This window comes from Kitasatospora sp. NPDC004669 (assembly GCF_040609455.1).
Classification (GTDB): Bacteria; Actinomycetota; Actinomycetes; order Streptomycetales; family Streptomycetaceae; genus Kitasatospora.
Genome location: NZ_JBEXKB010000078.1, coordinates 1 through 23,546, shown reverse-complemented (window position 1 = coordinate 23,546; position 23,546 = coordinate 1). Strand labels below are relative to the sequence as shown.

General features: G+C 70.8%; 22 protein-coding genes. 9 read left to right on the top strand and 13 right to left on the bottom strand.

Annotation, left to right across the window (positions count from 1 at the left end):
* Nucleotides 1-215 precede the first annotated feature (215 nt).
* Nucleotides 216-1,127 carry a medium chain dehydrogenase/reductase family protein gene (locus ABZW30_RS39305; protein WP_355676105.1) on the bottom strand — a complete coding sequence of 304 codons (912 nt, stop codon included), beginning with the start codon at nucleotides 1,125-1,127 and terminating at the stop codon, nucleotides 216-218.
* 88 nt (nucleotides 1,128-1,215) lie between these two features.
* Nucleotides 1,216-1,701 carry a MarR family winged helix-turn-helix transcriptional regulator gene (locus tag ABZW30_RS39300; protein WP_355676091.1) on the bottom strand — a complete coding sequence of 162 codons (486 nt, stop codon included), beginning with the start codon at nucleotides 1,699-1,701 and terminating at the stop codon, nucleotides 1,216-1,218.
* A 121-nt stretch (nucleotides 1,702-1,822) separates the two neighbouring features.
* Between ABZW30_RS39300 and ABZW30_RS39295 the strand changes: the two genes are divergently transcribed.
* Complete coding sequence (locus tag ABZW30_RS39295) at nucleotides 1,823-2,671, top strand: NAD(P)H-binding protein (protein ID WP_355676090.1); 849 nt, start codon at nucleotides 1,823-1,825, stop codon at nucleotides 2,669-2,671.
* A gap of 386 nt (nucleotides 2,672-3,057) precedes the next feature.
* Here ABZW30_RS39295 and ABZW30_RS39290 read toward each other — a convergent pair whose 3' ends face one another.
* Together ABZW30_RS39290 and ABZW30_RS39285 are read right to left on the bottom strand one after the other, a co-directional pair.
* Nucleotides 3,058-4,428 carry a PAS domain-containing protein gene (locus ABZW30_RS39290; protein WP_355676089.1) on the bottom strand — a complete coding sequence of 457 codons (1,371 nt, stop codon included), beginning with the start codon at nucleotides 4,426-4,428 and terminating at the stop codon, nucleotides 3,058-3,060.
* Between the two features lie 443 nt (nucleotides 4,429-4,871).
* On the bottom strand, nucleotides 4,872-5,447 hold the full coding sequence (locus tag ABZW30_RS39285; RefSeq protein ID WP_355676088.1) for a helix-turn-helix domain-containing protein: 576 nt from the start codon (nucleotides 5,445-5,447) through the stop codon (nucleotides 4,872-4,874).
* A 132-nt stretch (nucleotides 5,448-5,579) separates the two neighbouring features.
* On the opposite strand from ABZW30_RS39285, the gene ABZW30_RS39280 reads away from it, so the two are divergent.
* The gene (locus tag ABZW30_RS39280) at nucleotides 5,580-6,425 is read left to right on the top strand and encodes an SDR family NAD(P)-dependent oxidoreductase (RefSeq protein WP_355676087.1); all 846 of its coding nucleotides are present in this window, start codon (nucleotides 5,580-5,582) and stop codon (nucleotides 6,423-6,425) included.
* 430 nt (nucleotides 6,426-6,855) lie between these two features.
* Here ABZW30_RS39280 and ABZW30_RS39275 read toward each other — a convergent pair whose 3' ends face one another.
* On the bottom strand, nucleotides 6,856-7,890 hold the full coding sequence (locus tag ABZW30_RS39275) for an amidohydrolase family protein (protein WP_355676086.1): 1,035 nt from the start codon (nucleotides 7,888-7,890) through the stop codon (nucleotides 6,856-6,858).
* 129 nt (nucleotides 7,891-8,019) lie between these two features.
* Here ABZW30_RS39275 and ABZW30_RS39270 point away from each other — a divergent pair, with 129 nt between their 5' ends.
* Nucleotides 8,020-8,739 (top strand): TetR/AcrR family transcriptional regulator, encoded by a 720-nt coding sequence (locus ABZW30_RS39270; protein ID WP_355676104.1) that lies wholly within the window; start codon nucleotides 8,020-8,022, stop codon nucleotides 8,737-8,739.
* Between the two features lie 219 nt (nucleotides 8,740-8,958).
* On the opposite strand, the gene ABZW30_RS39265 is transcribed toward ABZW30_RS39270, so the two are convergent.
* The 4 genes from ABZW30_RS39265 to ABZW30_RS39250 all read right to left on the bottom strand — a co-directional run bounded on the left by ABZW30_RS39265 (nucleotide 8,959) and on the right by ABZW30_RS39250 (nucleotide 13,427).
* Nucleotides 8,959-10,191: a neprosin family prolyl endopeptidase gene (locus tag ABZW30_RS39265; protein WP_355676085.1), complete on the bottom strand. Its 1,233-nt coding sequence runs from the start codon at nucleotides 10,189-10,191 to the stop codon at nucleotides 8,959-8,961.
* A 599-nt stretch (nucleotides 10,192-10,790) separates the two neighbouring features.
* Nucleotides 10,791-11,120 (bottom strand): hypothetical protein, encoded by a 330-nt coding sequence (locus ABZW30_RS39260; RefSeq protein ID WP_355676084.1) that lies wholly within the window; start codon nucleotides 11,118-11,120, stop codon nucleotides 10,791-10,793.
* Between the two features lie 105 nt (nucleotides 11,121-11,225).
* Nucleotides 11,226-11,756 carry a ricin-type beta-trefoil lectin domain protein gene (locus ABZW30_RS39255; protein WP_355676083.1) on the bottom strand — a complete coding sequence of 177 codons (531 nt, stop codon included), beginning with the start codon at nucleotides 11,754-11,756 and terminating at the stop codon, nucleotides 11,226-11,228.
* A gap of 570 nt (nucleotides 11,757-12,326) precedes the next feature.
* Nucleotides 12,327-13,427 (bottom strand): peptidoglycan-binding protein, encoded by a 1,101-nt coding sequence (locus ABZW30_RS39250; protein ID WP_355676082.1) that lies wholly within the window; start codon nucleotides 13,425-13,427, stop codon nucleotides 12,327-12,329.
* A 315-nt stretch (nucleotides 13,428-13,742) separates the two neighbouring features.
* Between ABZW30_RS39250 and ABZW30_RS39245 the strand changes: the two genes are divergently transcribed.
* Nucleotides 13,743-14,501, top strand: coding sequence for a hypothetical protein (locus ABZW30_RS39245; protein ID WP_355676081.1), 759 nt, complete (start codon nucleotides 13,743-13,745; stop codon nucleotides 14,499-14,501).
* A gap of 257 nt (nucleotides 14,502-14,758) precedes the next feature.
* On the top strand, nucleotides 14,759-15,175 hold the full coding sequence (locus ABZW30_RS39240; RefSeq protein ID WP_355676080.1) for a hypothetical protein: 417 nt from the start codon (nucleotides 14,759-14,761) through the stop codon (nucleotides 15,173-15,175).
* Between the two features lie 43 nt (nucleotides 15,176-15,218).
* On the opposite strand, the gene ABZW30_RS39235 is transcribed toward ABZW30_RS39240, so the two are convergent.
* Complete coding sequence (locus tag ABZW30_RS39235) at nucleotides 15,219-15,752, bottom strand: hypothetical protein (protein WP_355676079.1); 534 nt, start codon at nucleotides 15,750-15,752, stop codon at nucleotides 15,219-15,221.
* Nucleotides 15,753-16,031: 279 nt separating this feature from the next.
* Between ABZW30_RS39235 and ABZW30_RS39230 the strand changes: the two genes are divergently transcribed.
* The gene (locus ABZW30_RS39230; protein ID WP_355676078.1) at nucleotides 16,032-17,279 is read left to right on the top strand and encodes an acetylhydrolase; all 1,248 of its coding nucleotides are present in this window, start codon (nucleotides 16,032-16,034) and stop codon (nucleotides 17,277-17,279) included.
* A gap of 61 nt (nucleotides 17,280-17,340) precedes the next feature.
* Here the strand turns inward: ABZW30_RS39230 and ABZW30_RS39225 are convergent, their stop codons facing one another.
* Nucleotides 17,341-17,709, bottom strand: coding sequence for a hypothetical protein (locus tag ABZW30_RS39225; RefSeq protein WP_355676077.1), 369 nt, complete (start codon nucleotides 17,707-17,709; stop codon nucleotides 17,341-17,343).
* Nucleotides 17,710-17,911: 202 nt separating this feature from the next.
* On the opposite strand from ABZW30_RS39225, the gene ABZW30_RS39220 reads away from it, so the two are divergent.
* Nucleotides 17,912-18,265: a hypothetical protein gene (locus ABZW30_RS39220; protein WP_355676076.1), complete on the top strand. Its 354-nt coding sequence runs from the start codon at nucleotides 17,912-17,914 to the stop codon at nucleotides 18,263-18,265.
* A gap of 333 nt (nucleotides 18,266-18,598) precedes the next feature.
* On the opposite strand, the gene ABZW30_RS39215 is transcribed toward ABZW30_RS39220, so the two are convergent.
* On the bottom strand, nucleotides 18,599-19,789 hold the full coding sequence (locus tag ABZW30_RS39215; protein ID WP_355676075.1) for a serine hydrolase domain-containing protein: 1,191 nt from the start codon (nucleotides 19,787-19,789) through the stop codon (nucleotides 18,599-18,601).
* 215 nt (nucleotides 19,790-20,004) lie between these two features.
* Here ABZW30_RS39215 and ABZW30_RS39210 point away from each other — a divergent pair, with 215 nt between their 5' ends.
* Both ABZW30_RS39210 and ABZW30_RS39205 read left to right on the top strand, forming a co-directional pair.
* Complete coding sequence (locus ABZW30_RS39210; RefSeq protein WP_355676074.1) at nucleotides 20,005-20,721, top strand: MarR family transcriptional regulator; 717 nt, start codon at nucleotides 20,005-20,007, stop codon at nucleotides 20,719-20,721.
* A 1,225-nt stretch (nucleotides 20,722-21,946) separates the two neighbouring features.
* Nucleotides 21,947-22,708, top strand: coding sequence for an SDR family NAD(P)-dependent oxidoreductase (locus ABZW30_RS39205; RefSeq protein WP_355676073.1), 762 nt, complete (start codon nucleotides 21,947-21,949; stop codon nucleotides 22,706-22,708).
* Between the two features lie 194 nt (nucleotides 22,709-22,902).
* On the opposite strand, the gene ABZW30_RS39200 is transcribed toward ABZW30_RS39205, so the two are convergent.
* Nucleotides 22,903-23,349 carry a hypothetical protein gene (locus ABZW30_RS39200; RefSeq protein ID WP_355676072.1) on the bottom strand — a complete coding sequence of 149 codons (447 nt, stop codon included), beginning with the start codon at nucleotides 23,347-23,349 and terminating at the stop codon, nucleotides 22,903-22,905.
* Nucleotides 23,350-23,546 lie beyond the last annotated feature (197 nt).

Genomic DNA, 23,546 nt, shown 5'->3' with positions numbered 1-23,546 from the left:
TGGCAACGTCGGTCCTATCGACAATCGGCGCTGACCGCGAGCGCACCCGCCCGGCACCGAGCCGCTCACCCCCGGGCAGCAGAAGGCGAAGGCGAAGCTCGACCACCGGCGGCTGTCGCGCCGCACACGTTCGACGATCACGGCCGGACCGTAGGGCCGCGCCCTGACACCCGTGCCGGGCCGCCGGCTCGTTGCGGAGCTGACGGCCCAACTGTCTACGGTCGGACCAGTGTCAGGCGGAACGGGCCGCCGTTGGCTGCGGCGTGGGCGACGGCCTCGTTGGCGTCGGTCAGGGCGAACTCGGTGATGTCGAAGGCGTCCAGCTCCAGCAGTCCGGACCGGATCAGCTGGATCAGGCGGCCGTTCGCCTCGCGCGGGTACATGAACTGGCTGCGGACGGTGATGTTGTGGCGCATGACCCACGAGTAGTTCAGCGGCAGATCGCCGCCGACGCCGCCCATGAGGACGATGCGGCCACCGTCGCGCACGGCCATGGCCGCCGCCCGCACCGCCGCCGTCCCGGCCGCCGGGGAGAGCAGGTCGAGGACGCAGTCGATCGGCCCCGGTGCCGCCTGCCGCATCCGCTCGCGGTCCGCCTCCTCGTCCCCGGTCAGCTGAACGGTTCGCACCCGCGGTCCGAACCGGTGCGTCAGCTCTTTGAGCGCGGCCTCGTTGCGCCCCGGCGCGACTACGCTGGCCGCCCCCATCGCCAGCGCCACTGCAACGGCCGCGCTGCCGAAGTGCCCGGTGGCCCCGCTGACCAGAATCGTCTCGCCTGCCTGCGGGTTGGCGGCGAGCAGCCCGCCGTACGGCACCAGCAGCACCCCGAGCGAGCACCATTTCGCGGCGTCCGCCGGGTCGACCGCCCCGAGCGGGATCGCGTTCTCGGTCGGGATCATCATCTGCTCGGTGAGCGCACCGTCCCGGAAGTGCCGCTGCAACCGCAACCCACCGCCGCTGAGCGCGGTCAGCCCCTGCAGGATGACATCGGGAGCCAGTGCGTCATCCCGCGACCGCACCGTGGGGTCGCAGAACACCCAGTCACCGACGGCGAGTTGGGTGGCGTCCGGCCCAACTGCCCGCACCCGCCCGATCGCCCCGCTGCCGGGCACCACCGGAAGGTCCAGCAGGTAGTGCCGGCTCCGGCCCGCCGGGTGGAGCGGGCCCGGGTCGGGTGACGATCATCCGGCGGAGCCGCGGGCTTACCCGTCTCCGCTACCGCTTGGCGCGCTCGGCGAGGTGGTCGAGCGAGTCGACGTACTTGAGCATCAGGCGGGCGAACTCCAGGCGGTCGCGTTCGCTCCAGTCGGCGGTGATGTGGTCGTAGGCGTCGCGCTGGTGGCGGCGCAGGCGGGCCATGAGCTGGGTGCCGGCCGGGCTGAGGTGGAGGACGGTGCGGCGGCCGTCCCGCTGGGAGGCGGCGCGGGTCAGGTAGCCGGCCTTGATGCTGTCACTCACCATGCGGCTGGCGACGGACGGGTCCACGCCGAGGAGTTCGGCGATCGCGCCGACGGTGACCTCCTTCTCGGAGTCCAGGGTGTGCTGCTGGACGAGGTTCAGGACGAGGGTGCGGCTCAGGTCCTTGGCCGAGATGGGGTTCTCGACCTCCAGCAGTGAGGTGCGGCGAAGCTTGCCGAACGCCGGGCCCACGGCGTTCAGCAGGTCCTCGGCCGTCTGGTGGTCCGGTTCGTCCGTCGTCATGCCGCCCATCCTACGGTCCATGAGTGATGGCAAACATGTGTTGACTGTCAATTGCATGCATGTAAGCATGCATGTGTGCCGCGGCAGGGAGCTGCGGCCCGCAGACTCGTAGGGGGAACCCATGACCGTCCTCATCACCGGCGCCCGCGGCAAGGTCGGCCGCGCCGTCCTCGACCGCCTGCACGCCGCCGGCCTGCCGGTCCGTGCCGCCAGTGCCAAGCCGGCCGAACTCGCCGTCCCCGCCGGGGTCGCGACCGCCGAGCTGGTCCTCGACCGGCCCGAGACCTTCACGGCTGCGCTCGACGGTGTACGGCAGGTCTTCCTGTACCCCAACCCGGAGGGGATCGGGGCCTTCACGGAGGCCGTCCGCACCGCCGGCGTCGAGCACGTCGTGCTGATGTCCTCCGCCTCGGTCAACGCCCCCGACGCCGAGACCCACCCGCTCGCCGCGCACCACCTCCACGTCGAGCAGGCGCTCACGGCGAGCGGGCTGCCGTGCACCTTCCTGCGCCCGGACGCCTTCGCCAGCAACACCCTCGGCTGGGCGCACCAGATCTCCCGAGGCCTGCCGGTCCAACTCGCCTACCCCGACGCGCACATCGCGCCCATCCACCCCGACGACATCGCCGACATCGCCGTCGAGGCGTTCACCGGGACGGCCGTCCGGGGCCTCGCGGTCACGTTGACCGGCGCTCGGTCGCTCACCTTCCGCGAACAACTCGCCACCCTGGCCGAGGTCCTGGGTCGCGAGGCCGCCGTCGAGACCATCACCCGGGCCGAGGCCGAGCAGCAGATGGCCCGCTTCATGCCGCCGGTGATCGTCGGCTCCCTGCTCGACTTCTGGGCCGCGGCCTGCGCCGGCCCGGCCGGCATCGCCGACACCACCGAGTCCCTGCTCGGCACGCCCGCCCGCAGCTTCCGGCAGTGGGCGGTCGAGAACACCGCGGCTTTCACGCTTTCGAAGGAGTAGCACACGCCATGCGGCGCCCTCGCGGCGAGCAGGCCGACCGGCCCCGGTGTGCACAAGGGGTCCGGGCGGTGGCCCCATCCCGGTGTCGGCGCCGGGGCGGAAGGTTTGGATCCCTGCGGACAGCGGCCGTTGCGGGCCGGACACCGGGGATGGAGGACAGGACGCGGATCGGGGCCCAACGAGTGGTCGGGGCAGACCGGTGGGGGCTGATCGGTGGGGGCTGATCGGGGTGCTGATCGCCGCCCTGCCGGCGGTCCTGGCACCCACGGCGAGCGCCGACGACAGGCCGACCCGAGCCGAGGTCTCGTTCGCCGGCGCCGACGGCACGGTCCTGCACGGCGAGCTGATCGCGCAGCCCGGCGCCGTCCGGCGTCCGGCGCCGGCGGTCAGGCGGCCGGTGCGGCCGGTGCGGCGAGGGGCTGCTCGGCCCAGATGGTCTTGCCGCGCCGGCCGTAGCGGCTGCCCCATCGGGAGGTGAGCTGGGCGATGAGGAACAGGCCGCGGCCTCCCTCGTCGTTGCTGTGGGCCCGGCGCAGGCGAGGATGGGTGTTGCTGGGGTCGCTGACCTCGCAGACGAGTACGTCCCCGCGGATCAGGCGCAGGACGATCGGGGCGCCGGCGTAGCGGATGGCGTTGGTGACCAGTTCACTGACGACGAGTTCGGTGATGAAGGACAGTTCGTCCAGGCCCCAGACGGCGAGCTGACGGGCTGCCTTCTCCCGGGCGTCGGCCACGGCCGCCGGGTCCGCGGGGAGTTCCCAGCTTGCGGTGGACTCGGCCGGGAGGGCGCGGGTACGGGCCAGGAGCAGGGCGATGTCGTCGCGGGGCGGGCGTCCGCCGAGGTCGGTGCGGATGGCGCGGTCGGTGTCGTGCAGCGGCTGCCCGGGGCGGCCGCATTCGGCGAGGGTGTTCATCAGCCGGCGCTGTCCGTCGTCGATGTCGAGATCGTCGCGTTCGGCCAGTTCCTGCGCGGTGCGGCGGACGTCCAGGGAGCCGCCGATCCGGGCGGTGGCCTCGTGGAGCAGATCCAGGTGCCGCCGGGCGAGCTGCTGTTCGGTGGTGTCGCTGAACGCACTGAGCACCCCGGCCGGTCGCCCGAGCGCGTCCTCCATCCGAAAGGCGGACAGGGAGAAGGCGAACTCCCGCCCGCCCAGCAGTGGCGAGTGCATCCACCTCTGCCAGCCGACCAGCGGCGCGCCGGTCGCGAGCACCTGGCGCAGTGCGATCTCGAGGGCGCGGGCGTCCTCGGTGTCCATCACCTCCAGAAGCCGGGTGCCGGGTGGCACCGCCGGCCCGCCGAACATCGTGGGGGTGACATTGGTCCGCGCAATGGTCAGGTCCGCGTCCTGGACGGCGATACCGACCCGGTCCTGGGAGAACAGGGCGTGCAGGACCGACACGCCCTGTTCCCGCTCGGTCACGTCCCGGGTGGGCGCCGCCAGGACGAGAAGGCCGTCGGGCATCGGCATCGCCTGGAAGGTGACGTCGACCGTGTCACCGGAACTGTGTCGCAGCCGCGCCCGGCCGGTCGCGGGCCGGATCTCCCGCGAGGGGCCGGCCTGGTCGGCCGCGGCCCCGCCCGGTCGAGCCGGCATCTCGGCCAGCAGTTCCCGGACCGGGCGGCCGCGGACGGCGCCCGTCGAGCGTCCCACCAGGTCCGCCGCCGCACGGGAGCACCACCGCACCCTGCCCTGATCGTCGAGCACAGCGGCTGCCAGAGTGCCGAAGGAAAGACCGCTCGCATGATCGTCGGACATACTCATCCGTCTCCTCACCAGCGGTGGAGAACACCCGCCTGGAGCCAGCCACCATTATCGACGCTCCGGTCTCCGCACGCCGGGAAGCGTCCGGGCGCCACCTGGATGCCAGGTCGGTGACGTCCGGGTCCGGGATCGAGCGGCGGCCCGCTTCACCGGAACGGGTCCGGCACGGCGCCCGATGTCGGTCGTGCCCGGAGGTGAGGTGGGTTCGGAGCCGGAGCCGGCCGACAAGGCCGGACCGGACCGGCTGGGGCAGGCTCTGCCGGTAGGCGTGTGCCAGGCGCGTGAGACAGGACGCGGTGCTCTCGCCCGGCAGGGGTCTACCGCCTCGGGAGTGCTGTCCGCGGCTGGGCCCGCGCAGTGCCGTCGGGGGACGGCACGTTGCGACATGGGGAGATCGTGAACGGGAAGGGCCCGTACAGCGAGCCCGGGGGGATGGGCTATCGGTCTGTCCCGTGGCGGAGCCCGTCGAGGAGCAGGTCGAGCAGGCGGCCGGCCCGTTCGCGTTGGGCGGGAGCGCTGGTGATCAGCGCTATGCCGCTGAGGCTGAGGCCGACGTCGATGGGCTCGATGTCCGGGCGCAGGAGACCGGCTTCGGCGCCGGCGTGCAACAGGGTGCCGATCGCGGTGCTCAGCTTGTCGAGGGTCTCGGCGAAGGGGTCCGCACCGGAGGCGACCGCGGCCCGCAGGGCGTCCGCCATGCCCTGCTTGGCGGCCAGGTAGTCGATGAACCTGTCCATCCACAGGCGCATCGCCGCATCCGCCGGGTTGTCGGCCAGCAACTCGGCGGCGCTGTCGCAGACCCGGGCCAGCTCGTTGCGGTAGGCGGCCTCGACCAGTGCCTCGCGCGTGGGGAAGTGGCGGTAGAGCGTGGCCGAGCCGACGCCCGCGGCCTTGGCGATCGTGTCGATCGGAACGTCCGCGCCCTTCTCGGAGAAGGCGCGCACGGCCGCTTCGAGGATGCGCTCCCGGTTGCGGCGGGCATCGGCGCGCAGCGGGCTCGGCTGGGTGGTCAAGGCTGCTCCCTTCGTCAGGTGATCAGTCTACTTGGACAACCAGGGAGTTCCCCGGTTACTGTTGCGGATAACCGGGGAACTCCCCGGTTATTGGTCGACGCCACGTACCCTCGATAGGCAAGGAGCATCCTGATGACTTCCCCGAAGACCGTCCTGATCACCGGCACGTCCTCCGGTATCGGCCTGGCCGCCGCCATCGGCGCCGCCCGGGCGGGCTGGACGACCATCGCCACCATGCGCGACACCGGCAAGGCCGAGGCGCTCCTCAACGCCGCCGCCGAGGCGGGTGTGGCTGACCGCATCCAGGTCAAGCGCCTGGACGTGACCGACCCCGCAAGCATCGCCGCCTGCCTGGACGAGGTGATCGCCGAGCACGGCCGCCTCGACGCGCTGGTCAACAACGCCGGCGCCGCCCAGGTCGGCACCATCGAACTGATGAGCGTCGACGACGTCCGCGCCGCCATGGAGGTCAACTTCTTCGGTGTGGTGGCCGCCACCCGCGCCGCCCTGCCCCACCTGCGCGCCACGCGGGGCCGGGTGATCACCGTCACCAGCGTCGGCGGCATGGTGGGCCAGCCCTTCAACGAGGCCTACTGCGCGGCCAAGTTCGCCGTCGAGGGCTTCATGGAGTCCCTCGCCCCCGTCGCCGCCACCGTCGGCGTCGACGTCACCGTGGTCGAACCGGGCGCGGTCGCGAGCGAGTTCGTCGCCAACATCGGCCTGGACGTTCCCGCCCTGCTCGCTGCCGCCGGTCCCTACGCCCCGGCCCTCCAGGCGTACATCGCCCGCACCCAGCAGTCCTACGGCAACGCCCAGACCCCGGCCGAGGCCGCCGCCCCGATCATCGACGCCCTGACCGCCGACCACCCGGCCTTCCGGATCCAGACCTCCGAGTGGGCCCGCGACTTCGTCGCCACCACGCTCGCCGACCTCGACGGCTCCGCCGTCCAGACCCTCACCGGCGCCTGGGTCCGCTGAACGACTCCGCACGTGGTTTCCGCTGGTCCCGCAGTGTCAGGGCTCGGTGTTGAGGTCTTCGAAGCCGCAGGCGCCGCTCTTCCTTTTGTGGTGGGGTGGGCGGGTGCGTGCGGCGAGGTTGCGGCGCCTGTGGCGGGCCGGTCGCTGGACGCGGCGGCCGCCGGCCCGGGTGTCCGGTCCCAGCCGAGCCGGCGACGTCCGGATGAAGGTGGCGAGGTGTGAACCACCCCGTCCTGGTGAAGTCGGCGAACTCGGCGGTCGCGGCCCAGGCGCATCGGCCGGCGTGGTCGGGTGATGGGTGTTCGGCGAAGGCGCCGGCGGTGGGCCTGTGCGGAGCGGAGTGTACCGATCTTCCGGGCCCGGGGTGGCGCGGGACCGGTCGTACTGAGCTGTGGAGGCCGCTGACGGACCGGTCCCGTGCGGGCGTGTCCTACTTGGCCGGGCGCTTGGCGAGGGCGGTGAGGCGTTCCCAGTTGCGGTGGCCGATGTCGGCCTTCTGGTCGTCGGTGAAGGGGGAGTTCTCGAGGAAGGAGCGGGCTTCGCCGTTGCTGGTGTCGACGTAGGGGAAGCCGCCGGGGCGGAAGCCGTAGGTGAAGGGGTAGTCGGTGGAGTACAGCATGCGGTCGGTTCCCATGACCTCCGAGGTCCAGCGCAGGTACCGGGGGCTGTTGGTGCCGCTGCCCGCGACCCAGAAGTTCTTCTTCCAGTAGTCGGCGAGAGGCTGCCTCAGGCCGCCCGTCTCGGCGAAGAACCCGACGTGGTCGAGGTAGAACATGGTGACCTCGCCCCAGTGCCCGGCGATGACCTGCAAGTCGGGGAAGCGGTCGAAGACGCCGGAGAAGATCATGCGCAGGTACTGGATGCCGAGGTCGTAGTACCAGCCGATGCCGGCCCCGGCCAGGATCATGCTCATGGTGCCGAGGTCGGAGTAGTAGGCATCGATGACGGGCTTGACGGGTGTCTGCGGGTGGAAGTGCAGCGGCACGCCGAGGCGCTCGGCGGCGGCGTACAACTCGTCGTTGTCGGGGTGGTCGGCCAGCTTGTCGCCGGTGCGCCCGTACAGCATGGCGCCGGGGAAGCCCAGCTCGATCACCGCGCGCTCCAGTTCGGCCGCGGCCGCGGCCGGTGACTGGGTGGGAATCGCGGCGAACGCCTGGAACCGGTCGGGGTGGGAGGCGACGATCGCGGCAAGCTCGTCGTTGGCGTCGCGGGCCACGGCGATCGCGTCCGCCTCGGGCAGGTCCTGCACGCCCGGCGATGAGAGGGACAGGACGGCCACGTCGATGCCCTGGTCGTCCATGTGGGCCAGCCGCTGTTCGCCGACCTCGTGCAGGTTCTTCGCGATGGGGTCGTCGCCGAAGCCGCGGGCCGGGATCTGAGGCGATCCGGCCCGCTGATACGCCTCGAAGACGGAAGGGACGACGACGGTCTCTTCCAGGCCGATGATCTTGAGACGGTCAGGCATGCGCCGCTCCTCACTGCACTTCCGATGGAACCATTTTAACGATATCAGCGATAGTATCAATGGAACCGCTCAGGTGGTATCGCTGGCATTCGCGACGGTATCGTCTGAGAGTTAACATTGATCATGGCCATGGATCCCACCTCCGGACGGCGCGCCGCAGAGAACGGCCTCTCGGCGCGCGAACGGACCCGCCGGAAGATCATCGAAGCGGCGATCGACCTGTTGGAGCGCGGGGGCCGCGACGCGGTCACCACTCGTGCGGTCGCTGACGCCGCCGGACTTCAGCCGCCCGCGCTGTACCGGCTCTTCGGCGACAAGGAGGGCCTGCTCGACGCTGTGGCCGAACACGGTTTCGCACAGTTCCTCGCCGCGAAGGACCTGACCGGCAAGGATGAGGACCCGGTCCGTGAACTGCGTACCGGCTGGGACACGGCCGTCGAGTTCGGGCTGGCCAACCCGGCGCTCTACGTGCTGATGTACGGCGAGCCCACCCGCGCCTCGGCCGTCTTCCGGATGGGTCTGGAGATCCTCATGGAGCGCATCCGCCGCCTGGCCGCCGCGGGTCTCCTGCGCGTCGGGGAGGACCTCGCGGCCCAGATCGTCAACGCCACCGCCCGCGGTGCCGTCCTGACGTGGCTGTCCCTACCCGAGAACGCGCGCGATCCGGCATTGTTGACCACGCTGCGCGAGGCGATGGTCGGCGCCGTCACCACCGAGGAACCGGCCGTCCGCGAACAGGGGCCGGCCGGTGCCGCCCTCGCCCTGCACGCATCACTGCCTGAGCAGAACGCCCTCACCTCCGCCGAACAGCACCTCCTGGCCGAATGGCTCAAGCGACTGTACGAATAGCCCTCACGCCACAAGGCCGCCTCATGGGCCAGAACGTGCCGGGATCGGGTCAACCGCAGGGAGCAGGCAGGACGCGCAGTGGGCCCTGGTGGAGCCGTCGCTGCCGCCGGCGCGGATGGGGCCGAAGGGCGGTCGTCGAGCGAAGCACCCCCGCGTCCACGCACGGGAGCGGACGCACCGGTAGTGTGCGGTGGCGCGCCGTCGTCGCGTGAGGCTGGGTCAGGGGCAGGTGGTGCCGCCCGGCCCGCCGTAGAAGAGGTACTCGTTCCAGGGTTGGGGACCGCTGTTGGCCAGCGCGGTGTAGCAACTCGGGGCTGTCTGGACCCCGGTCAGCTTCGCGAACTGAGGCGTGTTGTCGGTCGCGACGTACTGGATGTCCCGGTGGTAGGCGGCGATCTGCCAGCCGCCCGCAGCGAACTGGCCGCTGCCCATCGGCGGCCATGTCGCGGAGTTCTGCACCCAGGTCTCACCGCCGTACTCGATTTCCTGGGCGTTGGTCGCGAGCTGGCCGTTCCCGAAGAGCGAAGCCGGGTAGTAGCCCACCGCAATGTCGTTCAGGTAGAGCCACCAGTTCCCGCCCGAGAGGTACCAGGCGACATCGAGCTCCGTCTGAGCGCCCCCCGGCACGCTCACAGGGGCGAGCGTGCCGCCGAGGACCCAGGAGCTGTTCGTCTGGACGAATGCCGTGCATTCGAGGTTGTAGCATCCGGTGGTCCTGTAGTCGTCGGCTGTCCAGTAGATGAAGAGGACCGGCTGAGTGGTGCCGTACTTCCCCGGGAAGACCTGGTAACCGCACTCGATGTTCTGCTGTGGTGAACCGCCGGTGTACCACTGCTGGGAGAGGGAGAAGGCGTCCGGCCCGGTAACCCGCGGGCCCCAGACGTTGACGTAGCTGTGGCCACCGAGGTTGTCGACCGTCTGGACGGCTGTCGCGTACTGGCGCGAGTCGTCAGGACCGCTCGGACGGTGGCGGGGGCTCATCCCCTGCGGATACTTCTGGTGGAAGTTCCGTACGCTGCCCCGCCTCGCCATCTCCTCGAGGGTGATTCGGCGCATCGCGATCGTGCCGGGCGAGCAGGACATCGAGTGGCCGAACCTGTCCAGCCGGTCGGACCGCAGTTGCGGCTGTATCGGCAGACTCTGGCCGGCGTCGTGCTGCCCGGCCGTGGCTGGAGGATCCGGGGCCGCGGGGGGAAGGCTGGAGTTGCCTCGCAGGGCCGGCTGGCTGCCGATCGGGATGCAGTCGAAGACCTGTCCGTTGTCGTCCAGGAAGCTGTGGGTGACCTCGATGCCCGCGTAGAGGTCCCTGATGTAGTGCGCCATCGCGGAGAACTCCTCCGCGCTCGTCGTGCCCGCCACCGACCGGCGCACGAAGTCCTCGTGCCGGGCCGAGGCGATGGAGTCCATGAAATCGGCGAAACTGGGGAAGGCTGCCTCGTGCTGCGATGCCATGATCGGTTCTCCTGTCGATCGGGATGGTTGCACGTGGTGCTCGGTTTGCGGTTTCCCTGTTCTCCACGCTAGGCCCGGCTCCGGTCGCAGTCCTCTCGGGGCTTGGGAGTTGTGGAATGTGCAATCGAACCCTCAACGTGCCGAGCGGGACGGGACCGGCCCTCGGCAGCGAGCTCGGGGCCTCGGTCAGGATCGGTGAGATCACGAAGGCCGCCGCGTCCATGGCGAGACGAGCCGAGGGGGCGGTGACTGTGCGTTACCGCGCTTGCGGCGAGAATGGCCTGGGGCGAGCCTGGAGACATGGGACGTAAGGCCCCGGAGGAGGGGTTCCTGCGGCCGTGCCGGACGGCGAGCTGCCCGGCGTCCGGCACGTGGGCGGCCGGGCGCCGGGCCTCCGGGAGGGTCGCCGTCACTGCCGCGCCCTGGGCGGTGAGGTGCCAGGCCTTCGCGGCCGGGGCTGCGGCAGGGTCACGAACTCGGCCGGGCCATCGGCGTGAGGCCTGCTCGGCCGCTTCTGGGGTCTGACCGATCAGGGCGGTGCCGCCATGCGGTTGGTGTCCGACCTGATCCGCGGTGATGCCCGGTCGTCCGGTGACGGGTCAGCAGCCGCTGAGGATGTTGATCGCGACGATCGGCGAGTGCAGGGTCCATCCCTGTCCGGGGTAGATCTTGTCGATGTAGCCGTCGGAGTACTTCAGCTGGGCGCAGTCGTCGTGGCGGGCGTCGGTGACGTAGGAGGCGGACTGGGTCAGTGAGCTGGTGTTCTGCCAGCCCTGGTCCCGGTACATGGTGAGGATGTTGCCGTTCCCGTCCTCGAAGCACACGTACGGCCAGGGGCACGAGTCCGTGGCGGATGCCGTCGGTGCGAGCGCGGTCATGGACGCGGCGAGCGTTCCGGCGAGGCCGAGAGCGGCCGTGATCTTCTTCATCGGTTCTTCCTCATTGATTGATATGGCCGGCCGCCGACGCTCATGGCGCCGGCGGCCGGGACGAGTTGGGCGGCTGGTGGGAGTGCCGCTGATCGGGGCTGGGCGCTAGAAGGCGCCGGTGGGGGACGAGACGTTCTCTCCGGCGGCGTCGGTGCAGCCGTACAGACGCGCCGCCGCCCCCTGGGACAGGCCACCCCAGGCGTCCAGGCAGTTGTTGGACGCCACCTTCGGCTGGAGCTGGACCTTCCCGCCGTAGTACGTCTTGTTCCACAGGACGTCACCGGCGTTGGACTGGCTGCAGTAGTGGAGCTTGAGGTGGTTGCCCTGGCTGTCGCCGCCCTCCCAGTTGTTCAGGCACAGCGGCTGCTTGTCGCCCGACCAGTGCTTGGCGACGATGTAGAAGTGGGTGGCGTCCGCCGATTCGATCGACCAGTTCTGGGCGTCGGTGTCGTTGCAGCCCCAGATCTGCACGGGAGTGCCGGGAGAGAAGTCCCCGCCCTGGACGTCCAGGCAGTATCCGCCGTTGAACCTGATCTCGGTGTAGCCATCGGCGTGGGCGGGGGTGGTGACGGTGAGGGCGAGGAGGAGGGGGGTGGTTGCTGTGGCAAGTGCGGCTATGCGCTTACGGCTGGCCATCGTGTATGCGTTCCTTTGATCGGGTGTTGGATGGGCGGATTCAGGCAGCAGGGACGGTCCTCGTCGGGATGTCCATGCTGTGCGCGCCACGGACGGGCTTCCGGGCTCACCACAAAGGTACGCACACGACGGGTAGCTGATGGTGTCTCACTCAGGCCCCAGGGGCCGGTGAGGGTATCTCACGTCGATGACCTGGATTTTGGGACGGCGATGGATGTGAGACTGGAGATGTCTCAGACCGGTTTGAGATCTCAGCCGGATCAGTGCCTGGCCATGCCAGGTCCGGTCGAGGAACACGGTTGCGCTGCGGTGAATGATGCGGTGGTGTTCGCAGCGGGCCGACGCCGGTGGGTGGGGCCGTGACCGAAGTCCATGCAGGCGCGCACCGCGGGACTCATCAGCCCGGCGCTTCGCCCGGAGTCGGCCATCTTCAGAGCCGCCGTCGCACCGCACCGGGAGCGCGACTGCTGCCGGGCGATGCGCGTCCGGGCGAGTTGTCACCGACGACAGTGCGATGACAGCCCGTCCGGACGTCTGGCGGAGCTCACGGGAAACCGAGAAGGCCTGCCGTCAGAGCGCGTAGTGGTAGTAACCGATCAGATTGGACGCCATGCTGACCGGGTCCGAGCGTGTGTAGGCGCCGGTGAAGGGCGCGTTGATCATCATCGGCACCCCGTTGACGGTCCCGGTGTAGATGCCGACGTGTTCCGGGGAGCTCGCGTTGGCGCCGAAGAACACCAGGTCACCGGGGACCGCCTGGGACTGGTCGACCGTGTGGAACCGGGGGTTGGCGATCTGGTTGTCCGTCGCCAGGCCGATGTCGCCGGCGCCGGCCTGCCAGTAGATCCAGCGGGTGAACCCCGAGCAGTCCAGGCCTACGGTGTTGCCGGCCGGGCACGGGTTGATCGCGCCGGTGTAGAGGGCGCAGTTGCCGTACGTGGGCCCAGGAGTCGAGTCCTTGCCGCCGTCCCAGGCGTAGGGGATGTACTGCCGGGTGGCGTCCTGCGCGAGGCTGACGACGGCCGCGTACAGGCCGGCGCCCTGGGAGGGCGGGGTCACCGGGGCGGGGAGGTTGTACAGCGAGGCCTTGGTCGCGGGGCCGACGTAGCCGTCGGCGGCGAGTCCGGCGGAGGTCTGGTAGTTCTGCACGGCGGTGGTGGTGGCCGGGCCGAAGGAACCGTCGGCGGTCAGGTTCGCACCGTGCGCGTTGAGCAGGTTCTGCAGCTCGGTCACGCAGCCGTCCTGCTGGCCCGCGTGGATGGTCGCCGGGCACCGGAGTGAGGTCAGCGTGACCGGCGTCAGCGAGACCGCGTACAGCGCGCTCTTGGTGGCCGGCCCGACCTGGCCGTCGACGCCCAGCCGGGCGGAGGTCTGGTAGTTCTGCACGGCGGTGGTGGTGGCCGGGCCGAAGGAACCGTCGACGGTCAGGTTCGCACCGCGCAGGTTGAGCTGGTGCTGCAGCTCGGTGACGCAGCCGTCGGACTCGCCGGCGGACAGGACCGAGGGGCACGAGGGGTAGTTGAGGTTGAGCGCGGGCGGCGGGGTGGTGTCCGCGGCGGCCCCGGTCGCCGAGCCGAGGCCGAGGGCGGCGGAGGCGAGGAGCAGCGCGACCGCGCGGCGGGCCCGCGCCGGTATCCGGTGCCGGGTCCGTGAGGTGACGGGAGAACGCAAGGTTCCTCCAGGGGGATCCGCCGACGGGCGGCGGGTGGACATGGATCACCCCATCTGAGCAGAACCGACGGTCGATCAACACCGTCTCCACGCACTGTGGGACAGGTGGGACAGGTGGGACAGGTGGGACGGCAATGGGGACGGGAACGAGAACGAGCAGCCGACGGGCCCGCTGCCAACCGAATGGTTGTCGTCCGCCTCATCTTCACTGGCGACACCTGGTAGCCGCCCCGCCGAGCAGGCGCCTCGGCGGCCTCTTCCTCGCACCCGACACCGCTGCGATCGTGAAAGGAGACGCCTGACACACTGTGCGCCATGACTGAGCACGAACATCATGCCTCGGTGCAGCTTTCCGAGGTACTGCACCGCAGGTTGGAGCGGATCGAGCGGCTTCTGGAGCCCGAGAAGCCGGAGCGCCCGGCGTGGCGCTCGGTCACTCTCGGTGAGCAGCGTTGGGCGGTCTCGGCGGCGATCCTGGTCGCCGTGGGCCTGCAGCTGGCCCTGCCGACCCGTCTGACCATCCACCCGCATTGGATGCTGCCCACCCTGGAGCTGGCGCTGCTGGTGGCCCTCGTGGTCCTCAACCCGCACAAGCGCATCGATCAGACGTCGCAGTTGCTGCGCTCGCTGAGCCTGGCCCTGGTGGCGGTGATCAGCCTGGCCAACGGCTGGTCGGCGGTGAAGCTGGTGCGCGACCTGATCCACACTTCTGCCTCACCGGGCGCGCTGGCGCTGCTCGGTACCGGCGGCGCGGTCTGGGCGACGAACATCATCGCCTTTTCGCTCTGGTACTGGGAGTGGGACCGAGGCGGCCCGGCGGCCCGCGCCCAGGGGGTGAGGTCGTACCCGGACTTCCTCTTCCCCCAGATGCAGCAGGAGGGCATCGCGGAGCCGGGCTGGGAGCCCTCCTACCCGGACTACCTGTATGTGGCGTTCACCAATGCCTGCGCCTTCAGCCCAACGGACACCATGCCGCTGTCGGTCTGGGCGAAGCTGCTGATGATGACGCAGTCGGCGGTGTCGCTGATCACGGTGGTGCTGGTGGTGGCGAGGGCGGTCGGAATCCTGCAGTAGCAGCCGCAGGCACTCGGGCTACCACAGGTACTCGGGCCGCCACAGGTACTCGGCGAACCGCCGGTGCAGTCCGGCGGCGTCGAGGCCGTGGGCAGCCGGGTGCTCGGGGACGGAGCCGTACCGGGTTCTCGCGCGGGACCTTGAGCCGGTGCGGCACCAGGACACCATCTATGAGGCGACCGCGCCGGCCACGCTGTGCATCGCGGCTGTCCCGGCCCGCCGTGCGGAGCAACGCCCCGGGGCGGGGGACCGGGTGTGTGCTGCTGCTGGGCTGGCCGGCCGGTGTCGCCCGGGACGGCGACGGCGCCTGTGCCGAGGCCGGCCGGCGGTACTTCGACGAGGACTACCTGGAGGGTTACCCGGCGATGGTCGCCGTGCGTGCCCTGAGTCCGGTGCTGTACCAGGGCGTCGCGCCGTTCCTCGACGACCCCGACACCCGTGTGGCCGAGGCGGCGTTGTCCGCCGCCCTGGCGTTCGCCGAACCTTGCCCCGCGAGCGCCGCCGCGCCGTCCTCACGACGACAGGTCGGTGTCCGCCGTAACGAGCTCGACGAGTCTCGTGCACAGCCTTCTCCATCGCCGGTCGTGCCCTTCACACCGAGCGGAGGTGACCGGTGGTTCGCCATCGAACTGAGGCGAACCACCGGTCCGGAAGGAAAACCCGGGCGCTGCTGAAAGCTTCCGGCGGGTCTGGCCCGATCCATTCGCCGGTGCGGGCTCAGCGGCAGCGCCGCACCCAGTAGGCGTAGGTGACGGCCAGCAGCAGCGGACCCCACAGGACCAACAGGGCCTGGCAGCACACCGCCAGTACCCGCCACGAGTCGTTGGTGTAGTGCAGGCCGGGGATGATGCCGAGGATCCCGAGCGACCACTCGACCAGTACGCCGGTCAGCACCAGCCCGCCGAGGGTCGCCGGCACGATCGCCGCGGCCGGCGCTACCCGCCGGCCGCCGATCACCGGGACCCAGCCGGGCACGACCTCGCCCCACCCGCGCACCAGGCCGATGGAGAGCAGGGCGAGGCACTCCGAGACCGTGCTCAGGGTGAAGACGTACGGCGCGATCTCCCACCAGTTGTACGTCCTTTCCTGCACCGTCCCCATGGTGAAGCCGAACGCGAACGGCAGCCGCCACAGGCACGCGGGCAGTCCCACCAGCGGGATGGCCCGCGCCGTAGCGGTGGCCCAGCGCGGAACGGGGCGCTCGGTGCCTCCTGCGGGGGGAGCGGCCGAGGGCATTGTCGTCGTCTTCATGCTCACATCCTTCGGCGTCAGCCGATTCGCCGGCATCGTCCCGGTGAATGAGGCTGGTGCCTCTGGAGGGGGAACCCGTCCGGAACTCCAGTGGTCCGGCGGGAGGAGCGTACGTCCGACAGCGCTGCCGAACCGGCGCGCGGCCGTTCGGACATCCGCGGCGCCCGCACCCGTTCCGCATCAGCCCGGGGATGTAAACCCGTGGGCCAATGCGAGGTGACGGAGGATCAATCGGTGGGCTGATGCCGCCCACCCGCCCCGCGTGACAGCGTTCCGCGCATGGACACCACGCCGATCGCACGCCGTACCGGACCGAGCCGCCGCCGCATGCTGGGCGCAGCCCTCGCCCTGGGCGCCGTCGCGCCGCTGGGCCTCGCCCGCACCGCCTCGGCCGCTCCCGCTCCCGCCCCCTCCGGCACCGCCCCCTCCGGCGCCGGCTCCCCCGGGCGGCTCACCCTGCTCGCTCCCACCGGCCCCTTCCCGGTGGGCATGGTGCCACTGCACCTGCGCGACGAGTCCCGGCTCGACCCGAACGCCAGGCCCGGAAGGTTCCGCGAGCTGATGGCCACCGTCTGGTACCCGGCCCGGGCCGCGGACGCCGACGCGTACCCGCTCGCCCCCTGGATGACCGAGGGCGCCCTGAAGGCCTTCCTCGACGACGTCGGCTTCCCGCTCCCTCCCACGCTCGCCCCGCTCACCGCTGGCCACGAGGGCGCGCCCGTCCACCGGACCGGCCGGCCGCTGCCCGTGGTCCTCTACTCGCACGGCGCGGGTGGCCACCGCGCCGACCACACCATCATGGTCCAGGAGTTGGCCAGCCACGGCTTCGCCGTCGTCACCGTCGACCACACCCACGACGGCATCACCGAGTTCCCGGACGGGACCGTCGTCACCCGGGACGGCGTCGCCCCGGGGCTGTACCCGAGTGACTACGCCGCCGACCTGCTCTTCCTGCTCGAACGCGTCGTCGACCTCGCCAACGGACGCAACCCCGACGTCGACGGCCGCGCCCTGCCGGCCGGTCTGCTCGGCGGCCTGGACGCGCGGAACATCGGCGTCTCCGGCTGGTCCAAGGGCGGCACCGCCGCGGCCCTCGCCATGGTCGCCGACCAGCGCATCCGCGCCGGCCTCACCCTGGACGGCCGGATGGAGTCGAACCCCGCCATCACCACCGACATCGACCGGCCGTTCATGATGATGACCGCCGCCTTCACCCGGGCCGCCAGCCCGTACGTCGAGACCTTCTGGGGCCACCTGCGGGGCTGGCGCCTCGACGTCCAGGCCACCGGCGCCGTGCACCCCTCGTACGGCGACGACATGACGCTGATCCCCCAGGCGGGCAGGCTGCTCGGCATGGCCGAGCAGCAGATCCAGTCCCTGGTCGGCACCATCGACCCCGACCGCTGCGTCCTCATCCAGCAGGCCTACCCGCGCGCCTTCTTCGACCTCCACCTGCGCAACCGGCACTGCGGCAACCTGCTCGACGGACCGTCGAAGGCCTTCCCGGAGGTCGTGTACCACCCGTAGGCCCGGTACGGCGGCGGGCGGCCGTCACGGGGGTACGGCCGCCCGCCGCCCGCCGCAGTGCTCAAGCCGGCCAGAGCGGCGTCGTCTCCGCGTCGGCGCAGCAGGATGCGTCCTCGCTTCGGACGATCCGTAGGCAGTGCTCGCACATCCGGTCCGGGTCCCCGCGTTCCGGTTCCACCGTGGTAACCGTGTTGTTCTGGACGATCAGCTGCCACTCGTCCCCTTCCTCCGCGCCCACGGCGTCGATCACGCCGTTGAGGACGTGGTCGAAGGTGAAGTGCTCGAACCCGGGGTGGCCCCGGGCCGTGGTGCCGGGCTTGAGGAAGTGGTCGATGAGGTGGTGCATCCATTCCGTGGGGTCGTAGAACTTCTCCGCCCGGTTCCACTGGATGCCGCTACCGTCGTCGGTGGGCTCCCGTTCGCAGAACACTCCGGGTTGACCTGCCGGCGGCCGGTTGGTTGGGGGCCTGTGGGTCAGCTGTCCGCGTCGGAGCGGCACGGTCTTGGCGAGCACCTCGAACTGGTCGGATGGCCGCTGGCTCTGCTTCTCCGGGCAGGCACCCTCGTACCGTGATAAAAGCCGCTCGCCGGGGGAAACAGACAAGGAGCACCCCGAAACACAGGGAGACGAGATGCCATCACCGGCCTGGAAGAAGGACCCTGAGAGCCATGACTTTCCCGCCGCCTTGGACTACCTGGAGCTGGTGTTGGAGCCCGAGGCCGCCCAGCGGGTCGTGGCGAAGCTCAACGACGCCAACACCGTGGTGAAGAAGGCCAAGGACATTCTGCGGGCGTCCGAGCTGCCGCTGCTGCCCAAGGAGAACGTGCACGTCGCCGAGAACATCGCCAAGGTCAAGCAGGGCAAGAAGCTCTCCCCGGTCCTGCTGGTGCGCGGCCGGCCGCTCATCATCGCCGACGGTTACCACCGCGTGTGCGCCATCTACTACCTCTCGGAGGATCTCGAGGTGCCCTGCCGACTCGCCTAGCCTCCGTGGTCATCGGGGAGGCATGCGGGCGGGGATATCCCGTAGCGGGCCGGTAGCAGGCTGAGCCAACCTGGCGAGCGGGCCCCGCAGGGCCGGGACGGTGGGTCTCGGGGCCGGTCAGCCGACGACCAGGCAAAGTCGGGGAGCAGCAGGGGGAACCGTGGCCCGCTCGCGGGGCCTCGGCGGCCCGTCAGCAGGCCGGAATGCCGCGGCCGGGCAGCGGCGGTGTAGCCGCGTCAGGCCGCCACGGGGGCGTTCTGGCCTGTCCAGCGGCCCCTCGCTCGGCAGTTGCCGCGGGCCCGCGAAACCGGACCCGCGGCAAGTCGACTCCGCTCAACCCTGCGCGCCGTCGCCGCAGAACTCCGCTTCAAGTTCGGCCGTGAAGACCGAGATCGGGCCCAGCTGGGAGCCGTTGGCCCAGTCGCCGTTGACCTCGGTGGAGACCATGTGGCGGCCGTCGCGGGTGCCGAATGTGTAGGACCAGGAGCCGTCGATCGCGCCGCCCATGCCCCAGACCTTGCCGCAGGAGAGGTCGACGGAGGCGACGCCCAGGCCGTAGTGGGTGGACGGGATCCAATTGGAGCTCGAGTCCTGCATCACGAACATCTCGTCCATCTGGGCGGGCGGCAGCAGCCGGCCCTTCAGCAGGGCCTGGAAGAAGGTGTCCAGGTCGCCCACGGTGGAGATCATGTCGCCGGAGCCGTAGCCCCAGGACGGGTTGAGCTCGGTGACGTCGTAGACAGGGAGCGTGGGGGCGTCGAACGGGCCGAGCTTGGAGTAGAAGCGGCCGTGCGGGCCGTGGATGCGGGTGTCGTCACCGGTCGGCTCGTAGGTGTTCTTCAGGTGCAGCGGCTTCACGAGGCGGTCGGTGGTCTCCTGCGAGAGGCTGTGCCCGGTGGCCCGCTCCACGATCATGCCGGCCAGCACGTAGTTGGTGTCGGAGTACTTCCAGCCGGTGCCGGGGGCGAACTCGGGCTTCACGCTGATCCCGAGCTGGACCAGCTGACGCGGCGTGAAGCTGTCGAACCGATGCTTCAGGAAGGCCGGTCCGTTGAAGTCCGCCCGGACCGAGTCCGACGTGGCGAAGTTGGCGATCCCGCTGGTGTGGTTGAGCAGCTGACGGATGGTGATCTTCGAGCCGTCGTATCCGTTGCCGTCCACCAGCCCCGGCAGCCACTGCTCGACACTGTCGTCCAGGCTCAGCTTGTGCTCGGCCTCCAGCTGGAGCAGCACGGTGGCTACGAAGGTCTTGGTGGTGCTGCCGATCCGGAACCGGTCCTGCGGACGGAGCTTCTGGCCGGTGGCCAGGTCGGCCGTGCCGGCCTGGCCGAACCAGGTCGAGCCGCCGTTCTTCACCTCGACCATCGCCCCCGGCAGGCCGGCCCCGGAGATCGCCTGGTCGAGCGCCGACTGCAGGCCCTGGTGGCCGCTGCGGTCGCGGTCCGCGGCGAACGCCGTCGGGGTGGCGGCCAGCAGGGCGCCGGCCAGTATGGCGGTGAGGGCGGCGCGGGCGGTGGTCTTCATGGCGGTGGTTTCCCCTGTGATCGGTTGTTGCTTTCGTCGTCGGTGAAGACCGTACGGCGAGATTTGACGATCTATCAACGTCCTGTCGCCACAAGGACCCTAAAGCCGCAGGTAGATGACGGTAAATCATCGCAATGGGCCTGTCGGCTAATGCAATCGTCGTTGCAACAATCGCGCCCCGCTCGCATACTCGCCTGCAAGGAGAGGAGCCGCTCATGCCAGGTGCCAGGCTGACCCAGGAAGACCGCCGCACGATCGCCGCCGGGCTCGTGGCCGGGCTCGACTACGCCGAGATCGCCCGCCGACTCGCCCGCCCCACCTCCACGGTGGCCCGGGAGATCGCCCGCAACGGCGGCCCCTGCGGCTACCGCGCGGCCAGCGCCCACCGCGCCACCGCCCAGCGTTCCCGTCGCCGTCAGGCGAGCCCTGCCAGGCCCCCCGAGGATGCCGTGGCCGTGGCTGACGGACGCGATCCGGCCGCCATCGCCGAGTTCGCCGGCCAGTTCGCCGACCTGCTGGTGTCCCTCGGCCTGCCGCGCATGGTGGCCCGGGTGCTCAGCTGCCTCTACATCACCGACACCGGCAGCCTGAGCGCCGCCGAGCTGGTGCAGCGGCTCGGTGTGAGCGCGGCCTCGGTCTCCAAGGCGATCGCCTACCTGGAGAGCCAGGAACTGATCCGGCGCGAACGCGACGAGCACAGCCGCCGCGAGCGCTACGTGATCGACGACGACGTCTGGTACCGCTCGATGCTGGCCAGCGCCCAACGCAACGCCCTGCTGGCCGAGTTCACCCGCAACGGCGCCGGCCTGCTCGGCGCGGCCACCCCCGCCGGGCTGCGGCTCGGCACGGCGGCAGACTTCCTGAAGCACATCGGCATCGACCTCGTCCGCTCGGTGGAGCAGCGGTGCGCCGAGGGCGGACTGCTCCGGTAGCTTTCCGACAGTGCCGCGTCCCACACCGCCCGGGGGCAGCGGATCGAGCTGCACCGACCATCGGGCACGCGCGCTCACGTCCGGCCCTCACCGCAGAGGGGCGGCACAGGCACGAGGCCGTGCAGCCCAGGAGCCGGTGGATCAAGCACCTGAACACGCGGGCGCGTGCACCGCCACCAGGTCGGGCGAGCCGGGGTTCTCCAGGGCGACGATCACGCTCACCGTTCCGGGCTCGGCGCACCGCGGCCGTGACGCACCTGCTCGTACGGCCGACTGGCCGGATCGATCGGCAGGTCATGACCCGCTTCCGATCGAGAACGCACAATGGCCTTGATCACCGATTTGTCTGGACCATTTGCCCCGACGGCGGCTCGGGACCGGGCAGGCGGCGGGCTGTTGTGCCGTGGGGGGCAGGCGCGGGCCGGTCGCTGCCTCCTGGCGTCGGTTGGCGGGGCTGCCGGGTTGTCGCGCCGCGTGTCGCGTCCTGCTGTCGCGAGCGGCGCTGTCGCGTGTTGTGATGTGCGGGGATGGGCTGGATCCCCGTGTGTGGCCTGGGCGTGACAGCACCATGTGACGGTCTCCCGTGCTGAGGCCGGCGGCAGCCTTTCCACGCTGCACCCGGCGCAGGAGGCTGCTGTGTGCCCAGGCCACCTGCTCGACCGCCGGCCGGCCTCGCCGGCGGTCAGCCGGCGTTCACCGCACGGGCACGGATGTGAGGCGGGGCCGTCCTGGGTGGCCGGGCTGGGCCCGGCCTGTTGTGCCGTCCGCTGGGCGGCGGGTGCTGCCCGGGGGGCTGACCGCCGGATGCCGACCGTGCTGGGCGTGCCGGGGCCGCTGAGTGCCCGTCCGGGGTGGTGGTGGGGATCGGGGGCTTGGTGGTCGGCGTGGGGGTGCAACGGGGCGTCGCGCTGGGGTGCGTTGCGAGGGTGTCATTAGTCTGACCAGGTGTCATGTGGCCCGGAGGGGCCTAGGTGGGCGTGTTGCACCTGCCGTGTTGCAACGGCCGCCGTCCGGTTCGCCGACTGCGGCCTTTCCCCACTGCCGTGCTGCCCGCTGCTGGGTGGTGGGGCCCCAATGGCCCGGCGTCGGGCCCGATTCCGCCGGGCCGCCGTCCTTGGTGTCGCGGTCGACCTGTGTGGCTGTGCGGGAGGCGGTCCGAGGCCGTCTGATGCAGGCTGGCAGCATGGGTCCTACGGATGCGGACGCCGGAAGGACGGGGAACTCCGTGGCCGAGAGCGACGGGGCGCTGTCGGGATGTGTCGCGCTGGTGACGGGTGCGTCCAGCGGTATCGGGGCCGCCACTGTCCTGGCGCTGGCCCGGGAGGGGGCGGCGGTGGCGCTGGTGGCCCGCAGCACCGAAAGGCTGAACGAGCTGGCAGCCACGATCCGGGCCCATGGCGGCTCGTGCGCCGTCGTCAGCGCCGATCTGCGTGACACCGTACGGGCCCGGGACACCGTCGAGGAGGTCGCCGAGCGCTTGGGGCGGCTGGACGTGCTGGTGAACAACGCCGGTTACGTTGCGATGGGGGCTGTCGAGGAGGTCGGCGCCGAGGAGGTCGACCGGATGGTCGACCTCAACCTGACGGCTGTCCTGCACCTGTCGCAGGCGGCGTTGCCGCACCTACTGCGTGCTGCGGCGGGCGGCCCGCGTAAGGTCGCCGACCTGGTCAACGTCAGCTCGGCTGCGGGCCGTGTGGTGCGCCGCGGCAACGGCGTGTACTCGGCGACGAAGCACGCGGTGTGCGCGTTCAGCGAGGTCCTGCGCCAGGAGGTGACCCGGCGCGGCGTCCGGGTGGGTGTGATCGAACCGGGGCTGACCTCGACGCACATGGCGACCGGTCCCGGACTCGCCGCGGCCCGCGGCATGGCGCAGGAGTCCTGGCTGCGGGCGGAGGACATCGCCCGCTCCATCGTCTTCATGGTCACCCAGCCCCCGCACGCCGCGATCAACGAGATCATGGTGCGTCCGACGGCCCAGGAGCACTGAACCCGCCGCGCAGCAGTTGGCCGGACGGCGTCCGCTGCCGGGTCCGCCGGCCTCGTGCTCGCTGGGTGGCGGGTCGGTGAATCGCCGGTTGGTGTTGTTCGTGGGCTGGGGTTTTGCAGGTTGGTCGAGAAGCGCCGGATGGCGTGCGAAGTACCGGTGCTTCTCGCAGATCTGTTGAGAGCCCTGCATGCGCCTCACAGACGGGCTGCCGGGCCTGCTGTCCTGGGGTACGGCTGCTGGTCGTCGCGGTGGGCAGTGCTGCTGCCTTCGGGCCGCCAGGAGCGACTGTGCCGGGACAGGGTCCAGGTTTCCGGCGCGTGCCGGGCGGCACTGATCCAGGCCGCGAGTTCGGGAAGCGCGCTCTGCCGCAGGATGTGTCGGGCCGCGGCCCGTTCGGCGGCCGGGAGCGGGGCGACACTGATCCGTACCGTGCACCACCACCTGGGATGGATACCGCAGCCGTGGTTGGAGGAGAGGCGCGGCACCCACTCGACGTGCAACGCGGTCCCGTCCTCCCACGGGCGGTCGCCGAAATCCAGGTCGGCGGTATCCGTCTCCTGCGTGCCGAGGGCGCTGCGGATGTCCGTCGGGGTGAGCGGCCACGCCAGATCGCGTGGCAGTCGGCGGTTACGGGCTGGCATGCGGCCGAGGATGGCAGATGCGCCGATGAAAGCGCATGTGGGTTTCGACGCGGAACGCCGGTCAAGCTTCGGTGAGACCGGTCAGACTTCGCTGAGACGGGTGTGCGCCACGAAGTACCACACGATCGAGTGGAGGTGAAAGACCTTCTCCGCCGGACCGTCGCAGCGGTCTGGTGAAGCTGGGGGCAGCCTGATCC

Coding starts and splice junctions, on each gene's coding strand:
- ABZW30_RS39300 (WP_355676091.1), bottom strand. CDS start 1,701: ATGACGACGGACGAACCGGACCACCAGACGGCCGAGGACCTGCTGAAC.
- ABZW30_RS39295 (WP_355676090.1), top strand. CDS start 1,823: ATGACCGTCCTCATCACCGGCGCCCGCGGCAAGGTCGGCCGCGCCGTC.
- ABZW30_RS39290 (WP_355676089.1), bottom strand. CDS start 4,428: ATGTCCGACGATCATGCGAGCGGTCTTTCCTTCGGCACTCTGGCAGCC.
- ABZW30_RS39280 (WP_355676087.1), top strand. CDS start 5,580: ATGACTTCCCCGAAGACCGTCCTGATCACCGGCACGTCCTCCGGTATC.
- ABZW30_RS39275 (WP_355676086.1), bottom strand. CDS start 7,890: ATGCCTGACCGTCTCAAGATCATCGGCCTGGAAGAGACCGTCGTCGTC.
- ABZW30_RS39270 (WP_355676104.1), top strand. CDS start 8,020: ATGGATCCCACCTCCGGACGGCGCGCCGCAGAGAACGGCCTCTCGGCG.
- ABZW30_RS39265 (WP_355676085.1), bottom strand. CDS start 10,191: ATGGCATCGCAGCACGAGGCAGCCTTCCCCAGTTTCGCCGATTTCATG.
- ABZW30_RS39260 (WP_355676084.1), bottom strand. CDS start 11,120: ATGAAGAAGATCACGGCCGCTCTCGGCCTCGCCGGAACGCTCGCCGCG.
- ABZW30_RS39255 (WP_355676083.1), bottom strand. CDS start 11,756: ATGGCCAGCCGTAAGCGCATAGCCGCACTTGCCACAGCAACCACCCCC.
- ABZW30_RS39245 (WP_355676081.1), top strand. CDS start 13,743: ATGACTGAGCACGAACATCATGCCTCGGTGCAGCTTTCCGAGGTACTG.
- ABZW30_RS39235 (WP_355676079.1), bottom strand. CDS start 15,752: ATGAAGACGACGACAATGCCCTCGGCCGCTCCCCCCGCAGGAGGCACC.
- ABZW30_RS39230 (WP_355676078.1), top strand. CDS start 16,032: ATGGACACCACGCCGATCGCACGCCGTACCGGACCGAGCCGCCGCCGC.
- ABZW30_RS39220 (WP_355676076.1), top strand. CDS start 17,912: ATGCCATCACCGGCCTGGAAGAAGGACCCTGAGAGCCATGACTTTCCC.
- ABZW30_RS39215 (WP_355676075.1), bottom strand. CDS start 19,789: ATGAAGACCACCGCCCGCGCCGCCCTCACCGCCATACTGGCCGGCGCC.
- ABZW30_RS39210 (WP_355676074.1), top strand. CDS start 20,005: ATGCCAGGTGCCAGGCTGACCCAGGAAGACCGCCGCACGATCGCCGCC.
- ABZW30_RS39200 (WP_355676072.1), bottom strand. CDS start 23,349: ATGCCAGCCCGTAACCGCCGACTGCCACGCGATCTGGCGTGGCCGCTC.